This window comes from Citrobacter sp. CK198, from assembly GCF_030333295.1.
Lineage (GTDB): Bacteria > Pseudomonadota > Gammaproteobacteria > Enterobacterales > Enterobacteriaceae > Citrobacter_B > Citrobacter_B koseri.
On sequence record NZ_JAOWGE010000030.1, the window covers coordinates 184,792 to 201,115 of the forward strand.

A 16,324-nucleotide genomic window follows, 5' to 3' on the forward strand; every position below is an offset into this window, starting at 1 on the left:
TCTTTCCTCAAGTAAGTCAGTTATCCTTCTGTTAAATCATTAAATTTTCCTGATTTATTGGTTTGACAGAAGGAATCACACCACGTCAATAAGCTAAAGAAATCTCAAATACGTAGCCATCACTCCAGTTGGACACCACTGGCATGGTTTACGCCCTGCCAGGCCGTTTTCGGATTAACCACATTGATTCATCATGCCGGAAAAGTACAATCCGCAGCGGCTGGCAACCGTTCTATATTCGCACTATCGAACGATCGCCAGCTGGCCGCAGTTGCGTTCTTGCATACGACGCAACTGCGGCAACTCTAACCCCTTGTCATTTATAATGATTATTGATTTAATTCCCCCCGAAAACTATAAACAGGTGGAATTAATGAATAGAAACACAGATAACGGATCTAAAGTTTACACCCCCCTCACACTAAAACTTTATGACTGGTGGGTCTTGAGGGTATCAAATCGGCTTGCATGGGGGTGCCCCACTAAGGAATACCTTCTTCCACACTTCCTCCGACATTTAGGGAAAAAACATCTGGATATTGGTGTAGGAACCGGATATTACCTCACTCACGCTCCTGAAAGCCGTTTAATATCGCTAATGGATTTGAACGAAGCAAGCTTGAGCGCAGCATCAACAAGGGCTGGAGAAACGAAAATTCAGAGCAAAATTACCCATGATGTTTTCGAGCCTTACCCAAAAACCTTGCATAATCAATTTGACTCCATCTCCATGTTTTACCTTCTTCACTGCCTGCCTGGAGATATGTCTGCAAAAGGATGTGTAATACAGAATGCCGCGCAGGCTTTAACCGACAATGGCACTCTTTACGGCGCTACCATTCTTGGTGATGGCGTTAAGCACAATACTTTCGGTCAAAAACTGATGCGCATTTACAACCGGAAAGGCATTTTCTCAAATACCGGAGATTCAGAGGCGGGCTTAACGCAAATACTGTCCGAGTACTTCGAGGATGTTAAAACTACGGTTAAAGGTACTGTAGTTATGTTTTCAGCTTCAGGAAAAAAATAACAGTCAGCCGCACCAGGGTCCTGCATCGTGCGTAAACCCCGTCGTCAGCGGTTTGGTGAGTATAGAAAAAGTGTGACCTTGATCAAAAACAAAAAAAGATTATGGCAAAGGTGTATTTATATTACGTTCGCTTCTGGACTGCGGCCCGGATTGTTAAGCGGATTTTTTGATACCCAGATATTAAGAGGAGAAAGAACCATGATCACTTATGATCGTAACCATAATCCTATTACTAATGGCAGTCGGGTTATGATTAATGGGACGGGCAGAACGGGTAAAATCGTTGCCATACATTCTAACGGGTTAACTCCAGCCCAGTTACGCCGCAACAAAACCGTCGAAGTGGAAGGCTGTGAAGGCCAGTTCGAACCCGTTGAACTGATCCGTCTTGGTTCCCACTAACGATAAGAATGCCGCTATGGCGGCATTCATGAATCAAACAGATTTAATTACAGACTCTACTAAGCCGCTATTTACCCCAGGTATGCCCCGGAAGTCTGATTTTACTGATAGAAATTGTTTACATTCAATACACTGCTCTATAGAACAGCAAATTTTCCTGATTTATTGATCTGGCAGAAGGTTCCCCCCTGTTTCATTCAACATATATGGGTTACTCTTTTAATTACAAACTGCGGTGACAGTTGTAAGGAGACCCTGTATGGCTATGTATCAAAATATGCTGGTGGTCATCGACCCAAACCAGGACGATCAACCCGCATTACGACGCGCTGTTTATTTGCATCAACGGATTGGTGGCAAAATTAAAGCCTTTTTGCCGATCTATGATTTTTCTTATGAAATGACTACCCTGCTCTCGCCTGATGAGCGTACCGCGATGCGTCAGGGCGTCATCAGCCAGCGAACAGCCTGGATACGCGAACAAGCGAAATACTACATCAAAGCAGGTGTTCCCGTTGAGATAAAAGTGGTCTGGCACAACCGTCCCTTTGAAGCCATTATCCAGGAAGTGATCAGCGACGATCACGATCTGGTGCTCAAAATGGCGCACCAGCATGACCGCCTGGAAGCGGTAATCTTTACGCCGACTGACTGGCATTTGTTGCGTAAATGCCCAAGCCCGGTATGGATGGTCAAGGACCAACCGTGGCCTGAAGGCGGTAAAGCGCTGGTGGCCGTGAACCTGGCAAGCGAAGAACCTTATCACAATGCGCTGAATGAAAAGCTGGTCAAAGAAACGCTGCAACTTGCAGAACAGGTGAACCACACCGAAGTCCATCTGGTTGGCGCCTACCCCGTGACGCCCATCAATATCGCAATCGAACTGCCTGAATTTGATCCGAGCGTTTACAACGACGCGATTCGCGGTCAGCATTTGCTGGCGATGAAGGCGCTACGGCAGAAATTCAGCATTGATGAGAAAGTGACGCATGTTGAAAAAGGGTTGCCTGAAGAGGTTATCCCGGATTTAGCCGAGCACCTACAGGCGGGTATCGTTGTACTGGGTACGGTTGGTCGTACCGGGATATCTGCGGCCTTCCTGGGCAATACGGCGGAACAGGTTATCGACCATTTGCGCTGCGATCTGCTTGTCATTAAACCCGATCAGTATCAGACACCGGTAGAACTGGACGACGAAGAAGACGATTAAGCCTATTTTCGTGCCGGGTAGCGCTTATGCCTACCCGGCGAAGCCGCTCACTCACGTTACTGTTTGTCCTCACCACCGAGGAAATAGATCCCCAGCGGAATGGCCAGCAGAATGGTGAAAACCAGACTGTAGACGCAAATCATTGATGACTGAATGAAATACATCGAGGTTGTCCACTCGGACAACGGAATATCATACTGTTCGATCACGCCGCCGATAGTCGCCCGCGTAACCACTGATGCCGCAATAATAAACACCGCCAGCAGGCCCAACAGAAATTTCTTCCCCTTTGCTGTCTTCAGCTTTGTCATGATCATGGTATCGTCCTTTTGCAGATGAAAGCTCTGTTACTTGCGCGTAACAATACCATGACAATCCCCCGTTGTCTGCCACACAAGTCGTGACATAATATTCACATCGCGCGTCCCTGTCTGAAAATGCGCTACGTCTTATTCTTTTTGATCAATGACCAGCGCATTCGAAGCGGATAAAATATCTGCACCTCAGGATCTTTTAGCGTTATATCAACCATACGGGGTAGTGACAGACCAAAATGATTGCAGAATTTTTTTTCAAAAACGCGTTTAATCTGGCAATAATTTTTGGCAGTGGCGCCGCCTTACTTCTGATGAGTATTGTGTTTCGTCGTGGCGAGAAAAGAAGAAAAGGATTTATATTTCATGCCGTACAGTTCTTCGTTTATGCCCTTATCATCGGCACGCTGGGCAGTATCGCCAATAATGTTATTGAAAACTACGATCTGAAATTCATCTCTCCAAATGCCGTCGATTTTATCTGCACATCTCTGATTGCGCTGATTCTGACAATAAAACTGTTTTTACTCATCAACCGCTTTGAAAAATCACAGATCGGTAAAGGCAGAGACGTCACCAGTGCGAAGATCCTGTCTCGCATTATTAAGATCACCATTATTATCGCCATCGTTTTACTCTATGGCGAACACTTTGGCATGAGTCTGTCCGGGTTGCTGACTTTTGGCGGTATTGGCGGCATCGCTGTTGGGATGGCGGGTAAGGACATTCTGAGCAACTTTTTCTCGGGGATTATGCTCTATTTTGATCGCCCCTTTAGCATTGGCGACTGGGTCCGTTCCCCGGACAGAAATATTGAAGGCACCGTGACTGAAATCGGCTGGCGAATGACCAAAATTAACACCTTCGACCACCGCCCTTTATATGTGCCGAATTCGATTTTCTCCTCCATTAGCGTGGAGAATCCCGGCAGGATGACCAACCGACGTATTAAAACGGTGATCGGGTTACGGTATCAGGATGCCAGTAAAACAGGCGTTATTGTTGATGCGGTCAGAACGATGCTGCAAAACCACCCTGATATCGATCAGCGCCAGACGCTACTGGTCTATTTCAATGAATTCGGCGAATCATCGCTGAATATCATGGTCTATTGCTTTAGCAAAACCACCAAATGGGAAGCCTGGCTTGCGGTTCAGCAGGATGTTTACCTGAAGATTATCGACATTGTTCAGACGAACGGCGCAGATTTTGCGTTTCCAAGCCAGACGCTTTATCTGGATAACGCCGCGTCACCGCAATCCGCAAATTAAAAAAGACGCGGTATTCCGCGTCTTTTCGCTCACTGCCGCATATTATTTGTCGTGCTTCACAATATACATTGTCCGGCTATACGCCACGTCTTCCGGGTTATTAATGGGATAACCTTTCAGCCACGGTTTGATCAAACGTCCGTTGGTATACTGGTAAATCGGCGCAATCGGCGCCTGTTCCATCAGGATTTTCTCTGCCGCATTATAGTCCGCATTGCGCGCCTTCGCCGTATTTTCTACTGTCGCCTGCGTCATGATTTTATCGTAGGCCGGGTTATTGAAGCGCGAGATATTGCCCGTATGGGTCGAGGTTAACAATGACAGGAAAGTAGACGGTTCATTGTAGTCCCCCACCCAGGAGGCGCGGATAACATCAAAATTACCGGTGTTGCGGCTGTCGATATAGGTTTTCCATTCCTGGTTTTGCAGCTTCACCTCTACGCCCAGATTCTTTTTCCACATCGAGGCGACCGCAATCGCGATTTTCTGATGATTTTCAGATGTATTATATAACAGCGTCAATTTGAGCGGTTTCTGCGGGCCATAGCCAGCCGCAAGCAATAACGTTTTTGCCTGAGCATTGAGTTCTTCCTGGCTCATTTGTTCAAATGGCGAAGGATCGGGAGTAAAGCCTGCCGTCACGTCCGGGGTGAAACGCCAGGCCGGTTTCTCCCCGGTTCCTAACACTTTTTCCGCCATGATGCGGCGATCAATCGTCATGCTCAGCGCCAGACGAACGCGGGAATCCGCCGTCGGGCCTTTTTGGGTGTTAAACGCATAATAATAGGTGCCCAACTGCGGCGGTGTGTAAACCTGCCCCGGTATATCCTTCAGCAACTTCTGATACAGATTTTTCGGGAAAGATTCGGTGATATCAATATCGCCAGCCAGATAACGTTTAGTCGCTGACGACTCCTGATTAATCGGCAGGAAAGTCACTTTTTGCAGCACCGTCTTCGCATTGTCCCAGTAGTGGGTATTGGGCACCACCACCAGTTTTTCGTTGACCACGCGATCATTCAACACATAGGCGCCATTGCCGATCAGGTTTCCGGGCTTCGTCCAGTCTTTACCGCTTTCTACATTGGCTTTCTGTACCGGGTAAAAAGCAAAGTTGGCAGTCAGGTTAACAAACCACGGCAGCGGTTTATCCAGCTGTATTTTTAGCGTGCGGGCGTCCACGGCGCTAACCCCAAGCGTATCCGGCGACGCTTTACCATCAATAATCGCTTGGGCGTTATTAATGCCAGCAAGGGCGGCAAACCAGGCAAACGGTGACAGGGTTTTCGGATCAACCAGACGTTGCCAGCTGTAGACAAAATCCTGCGCGGTCACCGGAGTGCCGTCCGACCACTTTGCGTTATTGCGCAGGGTAAACGTCCAGATCCGGTTATCATTGGTCTTCCAGCGCGTAGCGACGCCGGGAATGATTTCCCCTTTCTCATTCTGATTCACCAGACCTTCAAACAAATCGCGAATGACCTGAATCTCCGGCAGCCCAACCGCTTTTGCCGGATCTAACGACGCCGGTTCATCTTTAATATGGCGGACCAGTTCTTGCTTCTCTGCCAGTACCGTTCCGCCGGGAACATCCGCAGCGTGTGTCAGGGAGACGCTGCTAATCAACAGCGCACAACAGGTAACTGAAACAGAGTGCTTCATAAGATGCCCTTAAATGATGAAGTTAGATGACTGCGTAATTATTTGTTTCGCATGAAGGAAATGCAAACGTCTTCCTACAGAAAGTTGATATTAACCCGATATACGCATCCGCTTCCAGGAAGCCAGATAGAGGATATTGCATAGCGCGCGCAACGCGTGAAAACGATTTGATTATCTGGACAATTTGCACAACACTGCGAGTAATAACAACAGCATTCAGAGACACTTATGACCGTTACCCGTCCTCGTGCCGAGCGCGGCGCATTTCCGCCAGGAACCGAACATTATGGGCGTTCATTGCTGGGAGCGCCGTTGATCTGGTTTCCGGCTCCGGCTGCCGATCGCGAAAGCGGCCTGATTCTGGCCGGAACGCACGGCGATGAGAACGCGTCGGTGGTGACGCTCTCGTGTGCGCTGCGTACGCTGAATCCTTCACTCCGCCGTCATCATGTGGTGCTGGCGGTGAACCCGGACGGTTGCCAGCTTGGTCTGCGCGCCAATGCCAATGGCGTCGATTTGAACCGTAATTTTCCGGCGGCGAACTGGAAAGCGGGTGAGACGGTTTATCGCTGGAACAGCAGCGCCGAGGAGCGCGATGTGGTGCTGCTTACCGGCGAACATCCGGGATCTGAACCCGAAACCCAGGCGCTGTGCCAACTGATACACCGGGTGCATCCTGCCTGGGTGGTCTCCTTTCACGATCCTCTCACCTGTATTGAAGATCCCAGACATAGCGAGTTAGGCGAATGGCTGGCCCGGGCATTTGAGCTGCCGCTGGTCTCCAGCGTAGGTTACGAAACGCCCGGTTCGTTTGGAAGCTGGTGCGCCGACCTCAATCTGCACTGTATTACCGCAGAGTTCCCGCCGATCTCATCCGATGAAGCCAGCGAAAAGTATCTGATGGCGATGTCTACTCTGCTGCGCTGGCACCCTAAAGATGAAGTTGCCCGGTCGTAAACCGTAAAGCGGGCTCGACATCCACCGCCAGCCAGGTGGGGCCATCGAGGTCAGCAAAACGCACCTGTGGGGCCAGCGGCAACGCTGCGCTGATGGCCCTGGAGGTACACAGCATACATCCCAGCATCAGCCCAAAACCCTGTTCTCTGGCTTCGGCGGCCAGCGCCAGCGCTTCCGTCAGACCACCGGTTTTATCCAGTTTGATATTGACCATATCGTAGCGCCCCTGTAACGCTTTCAGGCTACTGCGGGTATGGCAACTTTCATCCGCACAAATAGGGAGCGGATGAACAAAATTTTCCAGCGCGGCGTCATCCTGCGCAGGTAACGGTTGTTCCAGCATCGCGACGCCTAAATCCGCCAGCAGCTGGCATCGCGCCGCCAGCCCCTCTGTACGCCAGGACTCGTTTGCATCCACGATTAGCGTCGCATCAGGCACGACGGAGCGAATCGCGACCATTCGTTCGCTGATCAGGCGATCGTCCAGCTTAATTTTGAGCAGTTTCGCCCCTTTTTCCCACAGTGCCGCCGCGCTGGCCGCCATCTGTTCAGGCGTACCGATCACGACAGTCTGTGCTGTTGTCAGCGTAGCGGGCAATTCAACGGCCACAAACTCCGCCAGCGTTTGCTGCTGCTGGCGAGCGCTCAGATCCCACAGCGCGCAATCGACCGCATTTCTGGCCGCGCCGGCAGGCAGCAATTTTTGTAGTGCTTCGCGGGTCAGCCCCTGTTCCAGTTGCGGCGCGATACTCATGATCTGCGCCAGCACCGAGGCATCGCTTTCGCCATAACGTGGATAAGGCGTACATTCCCCTACGCCTTTTACGCCCTCTTCCTCCAGCTCCACGACCACAACATGCGCTTCGGTACGACTTCCCCGGGCAATCACAAAGGGCGTGTGCAGCGGCCAGGCCTCCTCATACACCTTAACAGATCTCATTGGTTCTCCTTTTCTCGCCGTTTTTCACGTTGCAGATGCGTGGCGGTGGATTAAACACAAATAGCGTTTGCCGTGTTAACTGCTGATGGCATAAACTAGCCACGACGTTAACTATATGTAAACAGGAAGATAACCATGTCACAAACCGTTCATTTCCAGGGCAATCCAGTCGCCGTCGCCAACACCATTCCTCAAGCTGGTAGCAAAGCACAGGCTTTTACCCTCGTGGCAAAAGATCTGTCTGACGTCACACTGGCTCAGTTTGCAGGCAAGCGCAAGGTGCTGAATATTTTCCCAAGTATTGATACCGGCGTTTGTGCGGCATCGGTACGTAAGTTTAACCAACTGGCGACAGAAATCGACAACACCGTCGTACTGTGCGTTTCTGCGGATCTGCCGTTCGCCCAGTCTCGTTTCTGCGGCGCGGAAGGTCTGAGCAACGTCATTACCCTTTCCACTCTGCGTAATCCTGACTTCCTGAAAGACTACGGCGTTGAAATCACTGAAGGCCCGCTGAAAGGTCTGGCGGCGCGTGCCGTGGTGGTCATTGATGAAAACGACAACGTCATTTTCAGCCAGCTGGTGAACGAAATCACCAACGAACCTGACTATGCTGCTGCGCTGGACGTGCTGAAAGCGTAAGACGGTAAAAAAGCCCGATGGCGCAACGCTCATCGGGCTTCTAATACTTGTGTCGTTTCTACTCTTCGCTTTTCTTCTGATTCAAACCGTATTCACGTAACTTATTGGCAATCGCGGTATGTGAGACGCCCAGGCGTTTTGCCAGTTTGCGCGTGCTCGGATAATTGCGATAAAGCTGCGTCAGTACGGAACGTTCAAAACGACTGGTGATATCATCCAGCGAGCCTTCCATCGCATCTTCACCAACGGCAACGGTCGTGGCGTCGTAATCCGGCAGCAAGATATCCTGCGGACGTAATTCGTACCCTTCAAGCTGCGTCAGCGCCCGGTAGATGGCGTTTTTAAGCTGGCGCACGTTGCCCGGCCAGCCATAACGGGTTAATACGGTGCTGAGATCGGCAGAGAGTTTTGGACGCGGCACCCCCTGCTCATCGGCAAAACGCGCCACGAAAAGTTCAGTGAGCGGCATGATATCCTGCGGGCAATCACGCAGCGGCGGCAGATTGAGCGTCAGCACATTCAGACGGTAGTAGAGATCCTCGCGGAACAGCCCTTTTTGCACCAGCTCCACCAGATTCTTCTGCGTGGCGCAGATCACCCGGACATCAACGTGAACCTCATGATCCTCGCCAACGCGACGGAAAGTGCCGTCGTTAAGAAAACGCAGCAATTTGGTCTGCATGCGTGGCGACATCTCACCAATCTCATCCAGCAGCACCGAACCCCCGTTAGCCTGTTCAAAGAAGCCTTTTTTACCTTCCGGCGCATGACCAAACAGTTCGCTTTCAACCGCATCTTCAGGAATGGAGGCGCAGTTCAATGCCAGATACGGTTTTGCCGCACGCGGGCTTGCCAGGTGACAGGCATGGGCGAAGAGATCTTTACCGGTTCCGGTATCGCCGGTAATCAGCAGTGGCGCGCTCAGCGTAGCCAGCTTACGAGCCTGCTCTACGACATGCTTCATTTTCGCGCTGACGGCGATAATCTGGCTAAATGCGCTCAAATCCTGAGTCGTCAAATTCTGCAACTGACGCCCCATTCGGATGGTGGAACGTAACATAACGACAGCGCCCGTGAGCATGTACTCGTCATTTTCCCCTTGCAAATGAACCGGGGTAATCTCCATCAGGAAGTTCTGCCCATTGATCACCACATGCTCGTTGTGAGAGACCTGTGGGTTGCTCTCCAGCCAACGCTGGAAGTTGAAGCCGTTGATCAACTGCGCGGCAGTGTGATTGCGCATACGCTCCTGATTTTGTGCGAAAAGCTGACAGCTCGCGGGGTTCGCCATCTCTATTTTACTTTTCATATCCAGAGAGAGGACGGGTTCCGGCAACGCTTCGAGCAGTGCGCTCAGCGCCAGATGCTCGCGTTCAGACGGCATCCACGGCACCGTACGGACATCGGTCACGCCGGAAATGCGGCGGATCTCCGCCATCAGGCTGCTGAAGTTGGTGAACTCCAGTTCAGCAAAATTAAGGTAAATTCGCCCGATGGGGTCAATCTCAATACCGCGTAAATCAATGCTACGAAGCACCAGCAAATCGAGTAACTCGCGGGTCAGACCAAGACGGTCTTCACAAAAGACTTCCAGACGCATGGGAACTTTCACCTAAAACAATGAGCTATTAGATAGATGATAAGCCAGTATTCGATTAGCAGGAAGGATTCTGTCAACAATTATTGACAGCATGACGGAAAATTGGGCGCCGGGCCGTAAAGTTATACGGTCAGCGCCCTTCCAGCGATCAGTTTTCGCGCGGAGTTTTGCTTTTCTGCAAGGTCTCTTTGACCTGAACGATAAGCTGGCGACGAAAATCCCCCAGACGCGGCTTATCATCGTCGATCCACGGTAAGGGACGACACAGTTCCATCGCTTTAATGCCCAGACGAGCGGTTAACAGCCCGGCGCCAATACCCTGCGCCGCACGGGCAGACAAACGCGCCGCCAGATCCTGCGACATCCAGTCCATCCCGACTTCACGCACCAGCTCGCTGGCGCCCGCAAACGCAATATTGAGCAACACCAGACGAAACAGGCGCAGACGGCTGTAATACCCCAGTTCAATGCCATACAGCGTCGCAATGCGATTGATCAGCCGCAAATTTCGCCAGGCGATAAATGCCATATCCACCAACGCCAGCGGGCTGACGGCGATCATTAACGTGGACTCGGCGGCCGAACGGCTGATTTCACGTCGCGCCTGGGCATCCAGTACCGGTTGCACCAGTTGAGCGTATAAGCTGACCACTTCCCGATCATTTTGCGTTTCGTGAATCGAAGCATACCAGCGCTGCAACGCCGGGTGAGACTGATCGATACCGGCCTGCTGCGCCAGCTTTTCGCAAAACGCACGGCCCTTTCCCGTACCGTGGCTGTGCAACAGGTCGCGCGCTTCATCCCGTTCATGCGCCCGCTGGCGTAATCGCCATAGCCGACGCCATTCTGTCGCGACCGAGCCAACGCCTGCGCCAATGATCAACGCCCCGGCGGCACAACCGCCCAGCGCCACCCAGTTCTGAGTTTGCCATGCGTTCATGGTCCATTGCACGCCCTGGCCCACAACGCTGACGCCAAACAACGCCAGTCCCCCCATCACCATCTTGCGCCACAAACTGCGTTTAGGGCGCAGTGCGGCATCAATGACCGCTTCCGCCTGTCCCTCGTCCTCCAGAGGTTCATCCACCTGCGCGGGGGCAAAGGTCTGCGCTTGCGTCTCGCTGAAGGTCTGTTGCGTTTTAAGCGTCTGGTTTTGCTCCACCTCCAGTGGACCTGCGAAATCGATACGCGGTTTTAACGGTTCGCTCATCGCAATTTGTCTCCTATTAAAAATTCCAGCGCGGCATCCAGACGAATGTGCGGCAATGGTTTGTCCACATCCATCACCTGCGGGCGAAACGCTTCAAACTGGAAACCCTGACTGTCCCAGAACGCTTGTCCCGGCAGACGTGCGGGCACTTCGCCGGGGTATACCGTTAACGGCGTTCCATCGCTTAAACGGTTACCGCGTAAGGCCGGGATCTTTTCACCATTTACGTCGATCAATCCACTGGTCGTCGCCTGTACGGACGCCAGTCCCAGACAATCCATGCTGATGCCTTCAAACGCCGCGTTTTGCCAGGCATCCTGAATCAGTTGCTGGAGCAAAGAGACCATATTGGCATGTTGATCGACAGTCACATGGTCTGCCTTGGTCGCCGCAAACAGCAGTTTATCAATCACCGGGGAAAAGAGTCGGCGAAATAGCGTTCGCTGACCATAGTGGAAACTCTGCATCAATTGCGTCAGCGCCAGACGCATATCGTTGAACGCCTGCGGCCCGCTGTTCAACGGTTGCAGGCAATCCACCAGTACAATCTGGCGATCAAACCGCAGGAAATGGTTTTTATAGAACCCTTTCACCACTTTTTCACAGTAGTAATTAAAGCGTTCACGCAACATTCCGGCGTTGGTGTGTTTGTCCGCCTGCGCCAGTATCGATTCGCCATGCGCATCCACATCCGGCCACGGGAAAAACTGCAACGCAGGCGCGCCCGCCATATCGCCCGGCAGCACAAAGCGGCCAGGCTGAATAAAGTGCAGCCCCTGCTGTTTACATTGGTGCAGATACGCCGTCCAGGCCGCGGCGATCTCCGCCAGGCGATTTTCATCAGCAGGCGCCAGCGGGTCCAGCCCCTGACATAACTGACGCCATTTGGCCGACCATTCGCCCCGCTGCCCTTGCAGTAAGCCGGTCATTTGCCGGGACCAGCTCAGGTAATCCTGCGCCAGCATCGGCAAGTCGAGCAGCCATTCGCCGGGATAATCGACAATCTCCAGGTATAACGTCGAGGTGTCTTTAAAATGGCGCAGCAAAGAATCATTGGATTTATAGCGTAACGCGAGACGGATTTCGCTCACGCCGCGCGTTGGCGTCGGCCAGGCAGGCGGCTGGCCATAAAGCTGGGCCAGCCCTTCATCGTAGGTAAAACGTGGAATACCAAAATCACGTTGTGGAACGCGTTTCACGCCCAGCAAACGCTCCTCACGCACCGCGCTTAGCAGCGGCAGTCGCGATCCGGCATGGATGTTGAGCAGTTGGTTAACCATCGCAGTGATAAACGCGGTTTTTCCACTGCGGCTAAGTCCGGTAACGGCCAGACGTAAATGCCTGTCTACACCGCGATTAACCAGCGAGTTAAGTTCGTTTTTGAGTCGCTTCATCGCCATCCTGTTGTGCCTGAAGAGTCCATAAAAAGTATAACGAGCAGGAAATAAAGATAGGGGCTGATTATTAATTATCAACTCTCTGAGGTATTTATGGCGACGCCGTTTACGCCGCCACAAGCAGAAAAGTACACCTGTTATCGTTCTTACTGATGATCAGGATTTCATCATCCTGTACACATGGCCTTAAGAAAATATTTCCTGCATCCTCTTATCGCCCATAACGCCGGGATAATTTAGCCGCTGCCCGGCTCAGTAAAGGCTCAAGCGCCAACGCCAGCAACATCTTCAGCGGGCGCCGGGCCACGGATTTCACCGCCCACCCCGCTACGCCTGCGGGACCGTAGCGTAACGCGGTCAGGAGAACCAGCTTCCCTGCAAGTTTAAAGCCCGGCTTCACCTTTTGCCCGGCGCGTTGCCAGCGAGTATTCATCTCTGTCCTCTTACAATTGACGGAAGCGGCTGCGTAACGTGAAGGTATCAGAGGTCACATAGCGCTCCATTTCGCGTAAACGTTTTTCGCCTGCGACCAGTTCACGATCCACCGCATCTAACAGTTCACCGCTGGAAGGCTGTTGCTCGCCCGTTGCCATGCTGTCCGGCATCGGGTCCAGTACAAAAGAGAGAATGATGTAAGCCACCAGGGTGAAAAATGCCAGACCAAAGAAGATCGACAACACCACCAGGATACGCACCAGTTTCACCGGTACATCAAGGTACTGCGCGATACCGGCACACACCCCTCGCACCATCCCCTGCTGCGGCATACGCCATAATTTCTTGTTCAGGTTAATTCCTCCCATTAGCGATCCCTCCAGTTCGGATGTTCGGCGTCAAGAATGGCTTCCAGCGCCTGAATACGCTCGCGCATGCGTTGCGCTTCGTCGGTTAGCTGCATTAAACGTTGCTGTTCGCTTTGCGACAGTTCGCCCCGACCGGAACGGTTGCTGTAATGCAGCCATAACCAAATCGGTAACACAAACAGCACGAAAATGGTTAACGGTATGGCCAGAAATAACGCGCTCATGAGTGCTCCTTACAGGTGATGAGCGGCGGCGCGTTCGGGCGCCGCCAGGTATTATTATTGGTTATCTTGCTTCATTTTGGCTTTCAACTGCGCCAGTTGTTCGCTGATTTCATCATCTGCTTTCAGATCGGCAAACTGCTGATCCAGGGTTCTCTGCTTGCCAAAGTTTTGGCTTTCCGCTTCCGCCTCCATCTGATCGATACGGCGTTCAAACGATTCAAAACGCGCCATAGCCTCATCCAGTTTGCCGCTGTCCAGTTGACGACGAACATCACGGGAAGAGCTTGCCGCCTGGTGGCGCAACGTCAATGCCTGCTGACGGGCACGGGTTTCACTGAGTTTATTTTCCAGCTCGCCAATCTCTTTCTTCATCCGCACCAGCGTGTCGTCAACCAGTGCCGCTTCCTGATCGAGGGTGGCGATCAAATCCGTCAGTTTTTGTTTCTCAATCAGCGCGGCGCGCGCCAGATCCTCTTTATCTTTACGCAGCGCCAGCTCGGCTTTCTCCTGCCACTCCGCCTGTTGCGCGGCGGCCTGCTCAATGCGACGGGATAACTGTTTCTTTTCTGCCAGCGCGCGCGCGGAATTAGAACGGACTTCCACCAGCGTATCTTCCATTTCCTGAATCATCAGGCGCACCAGCTTTTGCGGATCTTCCGCTTTTTCCAGCAGCGCATTAATGTTGGCGTTCACGATGTCGGCAAAACGAGAAAAAATACCCATAATTCAATCCTCACACGGTATGTTCTGATATCGGGCTATGCCCTGCTACAGGGTTAATACAATCTGCGTGCCAACTTTTTAATTTATTGATTATTAAAACAATGTACGATTTTACCTCACGAGAGAAATAGGCTAAAGTGGTGAATAACACTAACAAGTGGTGAATCTCATCATGGCAGAATACAAAGATAACCTTCTCGGCGAAGCCAACAGCTTTCTTGAAGTGCTGGAGCAGGTTTCCCATCTGGCGCCGCTGGATAAACCCGTGCTTATCATTGGCGAACGCGGAACAGGGAAAGAGCTGATCGCCAACCGGCTGCATTTTCTCTCAACGCGCTGGCAAGGGCCGTTCATCTCCCTTAACTGCGCCGCGCTCAATGAAAACCTGCTCGACTCCGAGTTATTTGGTCATGAGGCAGGCGCATTTACCGGCGCGCAAAAACGTCATCCCGGGCGCTTTGAACGCGCCGATGGCGGTACGCTCTTTTTGGATGAGCTGGCGACCGCTCCCATGCTGGTTCAGGAAAAACTGCTGCGGGTGATCGAATACGGCGAGCTGGAGCGCGTCGGCGGCAGCCAGCCGTTGCAGGTTAATGTGCGTCTGGTCTGCGCGACAAATGCCGATTTGCCACAAATGGTGAGCGAAGGGACATTTCGCGCCGATCTGCTGGACCGGCTCGCTTTCGACGTCGTGCAGCTTCCCCCTTTACGCCAGCGTCAAAGCGACATCATGTTAATGGCCGAACACTTTGCCATTCAGATGTGCCGTGAGATTCATCTGCCCCTCTTCCCGGGTTTTACCGCGCGGGCGAGAGAAACCCTGCTTCAGTACCGCTGGCCGGGAAATATTCGTGAGCTGAAAAACGTGGTTGAACGTTCGGTTTATCGGCATGGCAGCAGCGATTATCCGTTAGATGAAATTATCATCGACCCGTTTAAGCGTGACATTCCCGAACCGACGCCGTCGGAAACGCCCGTTTCTGCGCCATCATTGCCGCTGGATTTACGCGAATTTCAGCAACAGCAGGAGAAAGACTTTCTGCAAATCAGCCTGCAACAGGCGAAATTTAATCAAAAACGGGCAGCAGAATTGCTGGGTCTGACCTACCACCAGTTGCGCGCATTGCTCAAAAAACATCAGATTTAGCGCTCATGCCCGGGACAGTTGTTCTCATTCTGTGGGGGTAATATGTTAAGTGAATTAATGAGGTTTTCTTTATAATTAATTTCGATATTGGTTAATAACATAATAAAAATAATTACAAAGGTGATTGAATTTCCAGCGTAATGTTATACCCAACGATTTTGCATACAAGGGAAATGCCATGAATTGGGATAAACACGCAACCGTAGAATACGCACGCAGACACGCTATGATGGGTGCGAGCCTGGCTGGCTTGTTAATCAGCTCTTCTGCTTTTGCGGCGTTGTCTCCCGGCGGACCCGAAGCTACAGCTTTAACATTTAATCGCTGGTACATATCCCAGTTAATACAGGAGAAAAATCCACTGGCTGATTATGAGGGACTCCAGCCCTACGTTACAGCAAACACCATTGCTGCGTTAAAGGCCTCAAATACAGCAGACCCAGACTCCGAAGATGTACCCGATTCTGATATGTTCATCAAAGCCCAGGATTTTGACGATGACTGGCAGCAAATAGAGATCGTCTCATCAGACTTAGATCCCGTATGTACACAGGTTTATGTCTCTTTCGGCGCTGAACAGAAACACACCGTAATAGACTGCATGGTGAAAGAAAACGGTACCTGGAAAGTACAATCTGTCGCAGGCCAGAAAATATTGCGAAACGTAAGCCTGAAGTAATCATGTATCAAAGCCCGTAACTTAACTGAACGGGCATTTCCTTTGGTGTTTATTCAACCAGTATGACGATTCCTTCATTGCAATTGTGTACATTTACGCCAGTTGTCCGCAGT

General features: G+C 51.6%; 18 protein-coding genes. 8 read left to right on the plus strand and 10 right to left on the minus strand.

All coding sequences use genetic code 11. From position 1 onward, the window contains the following. The first annotated feature begins 325 nt into the window (after positions 1–325). The 3 genes from OGY62_RS09735 (at position 326) to uspE (ending at position 2,642) form a co-directional block, all read left to right on the plus strand. Positions 326–1,030, plus strand: coding sequence for a class I SAM-dependent methyltransferase (locus OGY62_RS09735; protein WP_230012614.1), 705 nt, complete (start codon positions 326–328; stop codon positions 1,028–1,030). 198 nt (positions 1,031–1,228) lie between these two features. Next, a complete protein-coding gene (gene ydfZ / locus OGY62_RS09740) occupies positions 1,229–1,432 on the plus strand; it encodes a putative selenium delivery protein YdfZ (RefSeq protein WP_024130312.1) in 204 nt (67 codons plus the stop codon). Positions 1,433–1,691: 259 nt separating this feature from the next. Next, on the plus strand, positions 1,692–2,642 hold the full coding sequence (gene uspE / locus OGY62_RS09745; protein ID WP_286459678.1) for a universal stress protein UspE: 951 nt from the start codon (positions 1,692–1,694) through the stop codon (positions 2,640–2,642). 56 nt (positions 2,643–2,698) lie between these two features. On the opposite strand, the gene OGY62_RS09750 is transcribed toward uspE, so the two are convergent. Beyond that, positions 2,699–2,959 (minus strand): DUF2534 family protein, encoded by a 261-nt coding sequence (locus OGY62_RS09750; protein ID WP_012132282.1) that lies wholly within the window; start codon positions 2,957–2,959, stop codon positions 2,699–2,701. 236 nt (positions 2,960–3,195) lie between these two features. Between OGY62_RS09750 and OGY62_RS09755 the strand changes: the two genes are divergently transcribed. Next, entirely contained in the window at positions 3,196–4,227 is a 1,032-nt protein-coding gene (locus OGY62_RS09755) for a mechanosensitive ion channel family protein (RefSeq protein WP_286459679.1), read from the plus strand. 42 nt (positions 4,228–4,269) lie between these two features. Here the strand turns inward: OGY62_RS09755 and OGY62_RS09760 are convergent, their stop codons facing one another. Beyond that, positions 4,270–5,889, minus strand: a complete 1,620-nt coding sequence (locus tag OGY62_RS09760) for a peptide ABC transporter substrate-binding protein (protein ID WP_012132280.1) — start codon at positions 5,887–5,889, stop codon at positions 4,270–4,272. A 228-nt stretch (positions 5,890–6,117) separates the two neighbouring features. Between OGY62_RS09760 and mpaA the strand changes: the two genes are divergently transcribed. Next, entirely contained in the window at positions 6,118–6,846 is a 729-nt protein-coding gene (mpaA, locus tag OGY62_RS09765) for a murein tripeptide amidase MpaA (protein WP_286459681.1), read from the plus strand. Here the strand turns inward: mpaA and ycjG are convergent. Beyond that, positions 6,821–7,786: an L-Ala-D/L-Glu epimerase gene (ycjG, locus tag OGY62_RS09770; RefSeq protein ID WP_012132278.1), complete on the minus strand. Its 966-nt coding sequence runs from the start codon at positions 7,784–7,786 to the stop codon at positions 6,821–6,823. The two genes, mpaA and ycjG, sit on opposite strands and share 26 nt — an antisense overlap. Before the next feature lie 135 nt (positions 7,787–7,921). On the opposite strand from ycjG, the gene tpx reads away from it, so the two are divergent. Continuing rightward, positions 7,922–8,428, plus strand: a complete 507-nt coding sequence (gene tpx / locus OGY62_RS09775) for a thiol peroxidase (protein WP_012132276.1) — start codon at positions 7,922–7,924, stop codon at positions 8,426–8,428. Positions 8,429–8,486: 58 nt separating this feature from the next. Here the strand turns inward: tpx and tyrR are convergent, their stop codons facing one another. The 7 genes from tyrR to pspA form a co-directional block, all read right to left on the minus strand. Continuing rightward, entirely contained in the window at positions 8,487–10,028 is a 1,542-nt protein-coding gene (gene tyrR / locus OGY62_RS09780; protein ID WP_071258372.1) for a transcriptional regulator TyrR, read from the minus strand. 148 nt (positions 10,029–10,176) lie between these two features. Further along, positions 10,177–11,238, minus strand: coding sequence for a YcjF family protein (locus OGY62_RS09785; RefSeq protein ID WP_200053807.1), 1,062 nt, complete (start codon positions 11,236–11,238; stop codon positions 10,177–10,179). After that, entirely contained in the window at positions 11,235–12,632 is a 1,398-nt protein-coding gene (locus OGY62_RS09790; protein WP_058669435.1) for a YcjX family GTP-binding protein, read from the minus strand. The genes OGY62_RS09785 and OGY62_RS09790 overlap by 4 nt, the downstream gene beginning before the upstream one ends. A 214-nt stretch (positions 12,633–12,846) precedes the next feature. Then, positions 12,847–13,068, minus strand: coding sequence for a phage shock protein PspD (gene pspD / locus OGY62_RS09795; protein ID WP_012132268.1), 222 nt, complete (start codon positions 13,066–13,068; stop codon positions 12,847–12,849). Positions 13,069–13,078: 10 nt separating this feature from the next. Continuing rightward, positions 13,079–13,438, minus strand: a complete 360-nt coding sequence (gene pspC / locus OGY62_RS09800) for an envelope stress response membrane protein PspC (protein ID WP_134769384.1) — start codon at positions 13,436–13,438, stop codon at positions 13,079–13,081. Then, entirely contained in the window at positions 13,438–13,662 is a 225-nt protein-coding gene (gene pspB, locus OGY62_RS09805; protein WP_012132266.1) for an envelope stress response membrane protein PspB, read from the minus strand. The genes pspC and pspB overlap by 1 nt, the downstream gene beginning before the upstream one ends. Positions 13,663–13,716: 54 nt before the next feature. Then, positions 13,717–14,385 (minus strand): phage shock protein PspA, encoded by a 669-nt coding sequence (gene pspA, locus OGY62_RS09810; RefSeq protein ID WP_012132265.1) that lies wholly within the window; start codon positions 14,383–14,385, stop codon positions 13,717–13,719. A 172-nt stretch (positions 14,386–14,557) separates the two neighbouring features. Between pspA and pspF the strand changes: the two genes are divergently transcribed. After that, positions 14,558–15,532 carry a phage shock protein operon transcriptional activator gene (gene pspF / locus OGY62_RS09815; RefSeq protein ID WP_110494213.1) on the plus strand — a complete coding sequence of 325 codons (975 nt, stop codon included), beginning with the start codon at positions 14,558–14,560 and terminating at the stop codon, positions 15,530–15,532. Between the two features lie 178 nt (positions 15,533–15,710). Next, positions 15,711–16,211, plus strand: a complete 501-nt coding sequence (locus tag OGY62_RS09820; protein ID WP_286459683.1) for a DUF3828 domain-containing protein — start codon at positions 15,711–15,713, stop codon at positions 16,209–16,211. The last annotated feature ends 113 nt before the right edge of the window (positions 16,212–16,324 follow it).

Excerpts from the sequence above, each read along its gene's own strand:
- OGY62_RS09735 (WP_230012614.1), top strand. The coding sequence starts at position 326 with ATGATTATTGATTTAATTCCCCCCGAAAACTATAAACAGGTGGAATTA.
- ydfZ (WP_024130312.1), top strand. The coding sequence starts at position 1,229 with ATGATCACTTATGATCGTAACCATAATCCTATTACTAATGGCAGTCGG.
- uspE (WP_286459678.1), top strand. The coding sequence starts at position 1,692 with ATGGCTATGTATCAAAATATGCTGGTGGTCATCGACCCAAACCAGGAC.
- OGY62_RS09750 (WP_012132282.1), bottom strand. The coding sequence starts at position 2,959 with ATGATCATGACAAAGCTGAAGACAGCAAAGGGGAAGAAATTTCTGTTG.
- OGY62_RS09755 (WP_286459679.1), top strand. The coding sequence starts at position 3,196 with ATGATTGCAGAATTTTTTTTCAAAAACGCGTTTAATCTGGCAATAATT.
- OGY62_RS09760 (WP_012132280.1), bottom strand. The coding sequence starts at position 5,889 with ATGAAGCACTCTGTTTCAGTTACCTGTTGTGCGCTGTTGATTAGCAGC.
- mpaA (WP_286459681.1), top strand. The coding sequence starts at position 6,118 with ATGACCGTTACCCGTCCTCGTGCCGAGCGCGGCGCATTTCCGCCAGGA.
- ycjG (WP_012132278.1), bottom strand. The coding sequence starts at position 7,786 with ATGAGATCTGTTAAGGTGTATGAGGAGGCCTGGCCGCTGCACACGCCC.
- tpx (WP_012132276.1), top strand. The coding sequence starts at position 7,922 with ATGTCACAAACCGTTCATTTCCAGGGCAATCCAGTCGCCGTCGCCAAC.
- tyrR (WP_071258372.1), bottom strand. The coding sequence starts at position 10,028 with ATGCGTCTGGAAGTCTTTTGTGAAGACCGTCTTGGTCTGACCCGCGAG.
- OGY62_RS09785 (WP_200053807.1), bottom strand. The coding sequence starts at position 11,238 with ATGAGCGAACCGTTAAAACCGCGTATCGATTTCGCAGGTCCACTGGAG.
- OGY62_RS09790 (WP_058669435.1), bottom strand. The coding sequence starts at position 12,632 with ATGAAGCGACTCAAAAACGAACTTAACTCGCTGGTTAATCGCGGTGTA.
- pspD (WP_012132268.1), bottom strand. The coding sequence starts at position 13,068 with ATGAATACTCGCTGGCAACGCGCCGGGCAAAAGGTGAAGCCGGGCTTT.
- pspC (WP_134769384.1), bottom strand. The coding sequence starts at position 13,438 with ATGGGAGGAATTAACCTGAACAAGAAATTATGGCGTATGCCGCAGCAG.
- pspB (WP_012132266.1), bottom strand. The coding sequence starts at position 13,662 with ATGAGCGCGTTATTTCTGGCCATACCGTTAACCATTTTCGTGCTGTTT.
- pspA (WP_012132265.1), bottom strand. The coding sequence starts at position 14,385 with ATGGGTATTTTTTCTCGTTTTGCCGACATCGTGAACGCCAACATTAAT.
- pspF (WP_110494213.1), top strand. The coding sequence starts at position 14,558 with ATGGCAGAATACAAAGATAACCTTCTCGGCGAAGCCAACAGCTTTCTT.
- OGY62_RS09820 (WP_286459683.1), top strand. The coding sequence starts at position 15,711 with ATGAATTGGGATAAACACGCAACCGTAGAATACGCACGCAGACACGCT.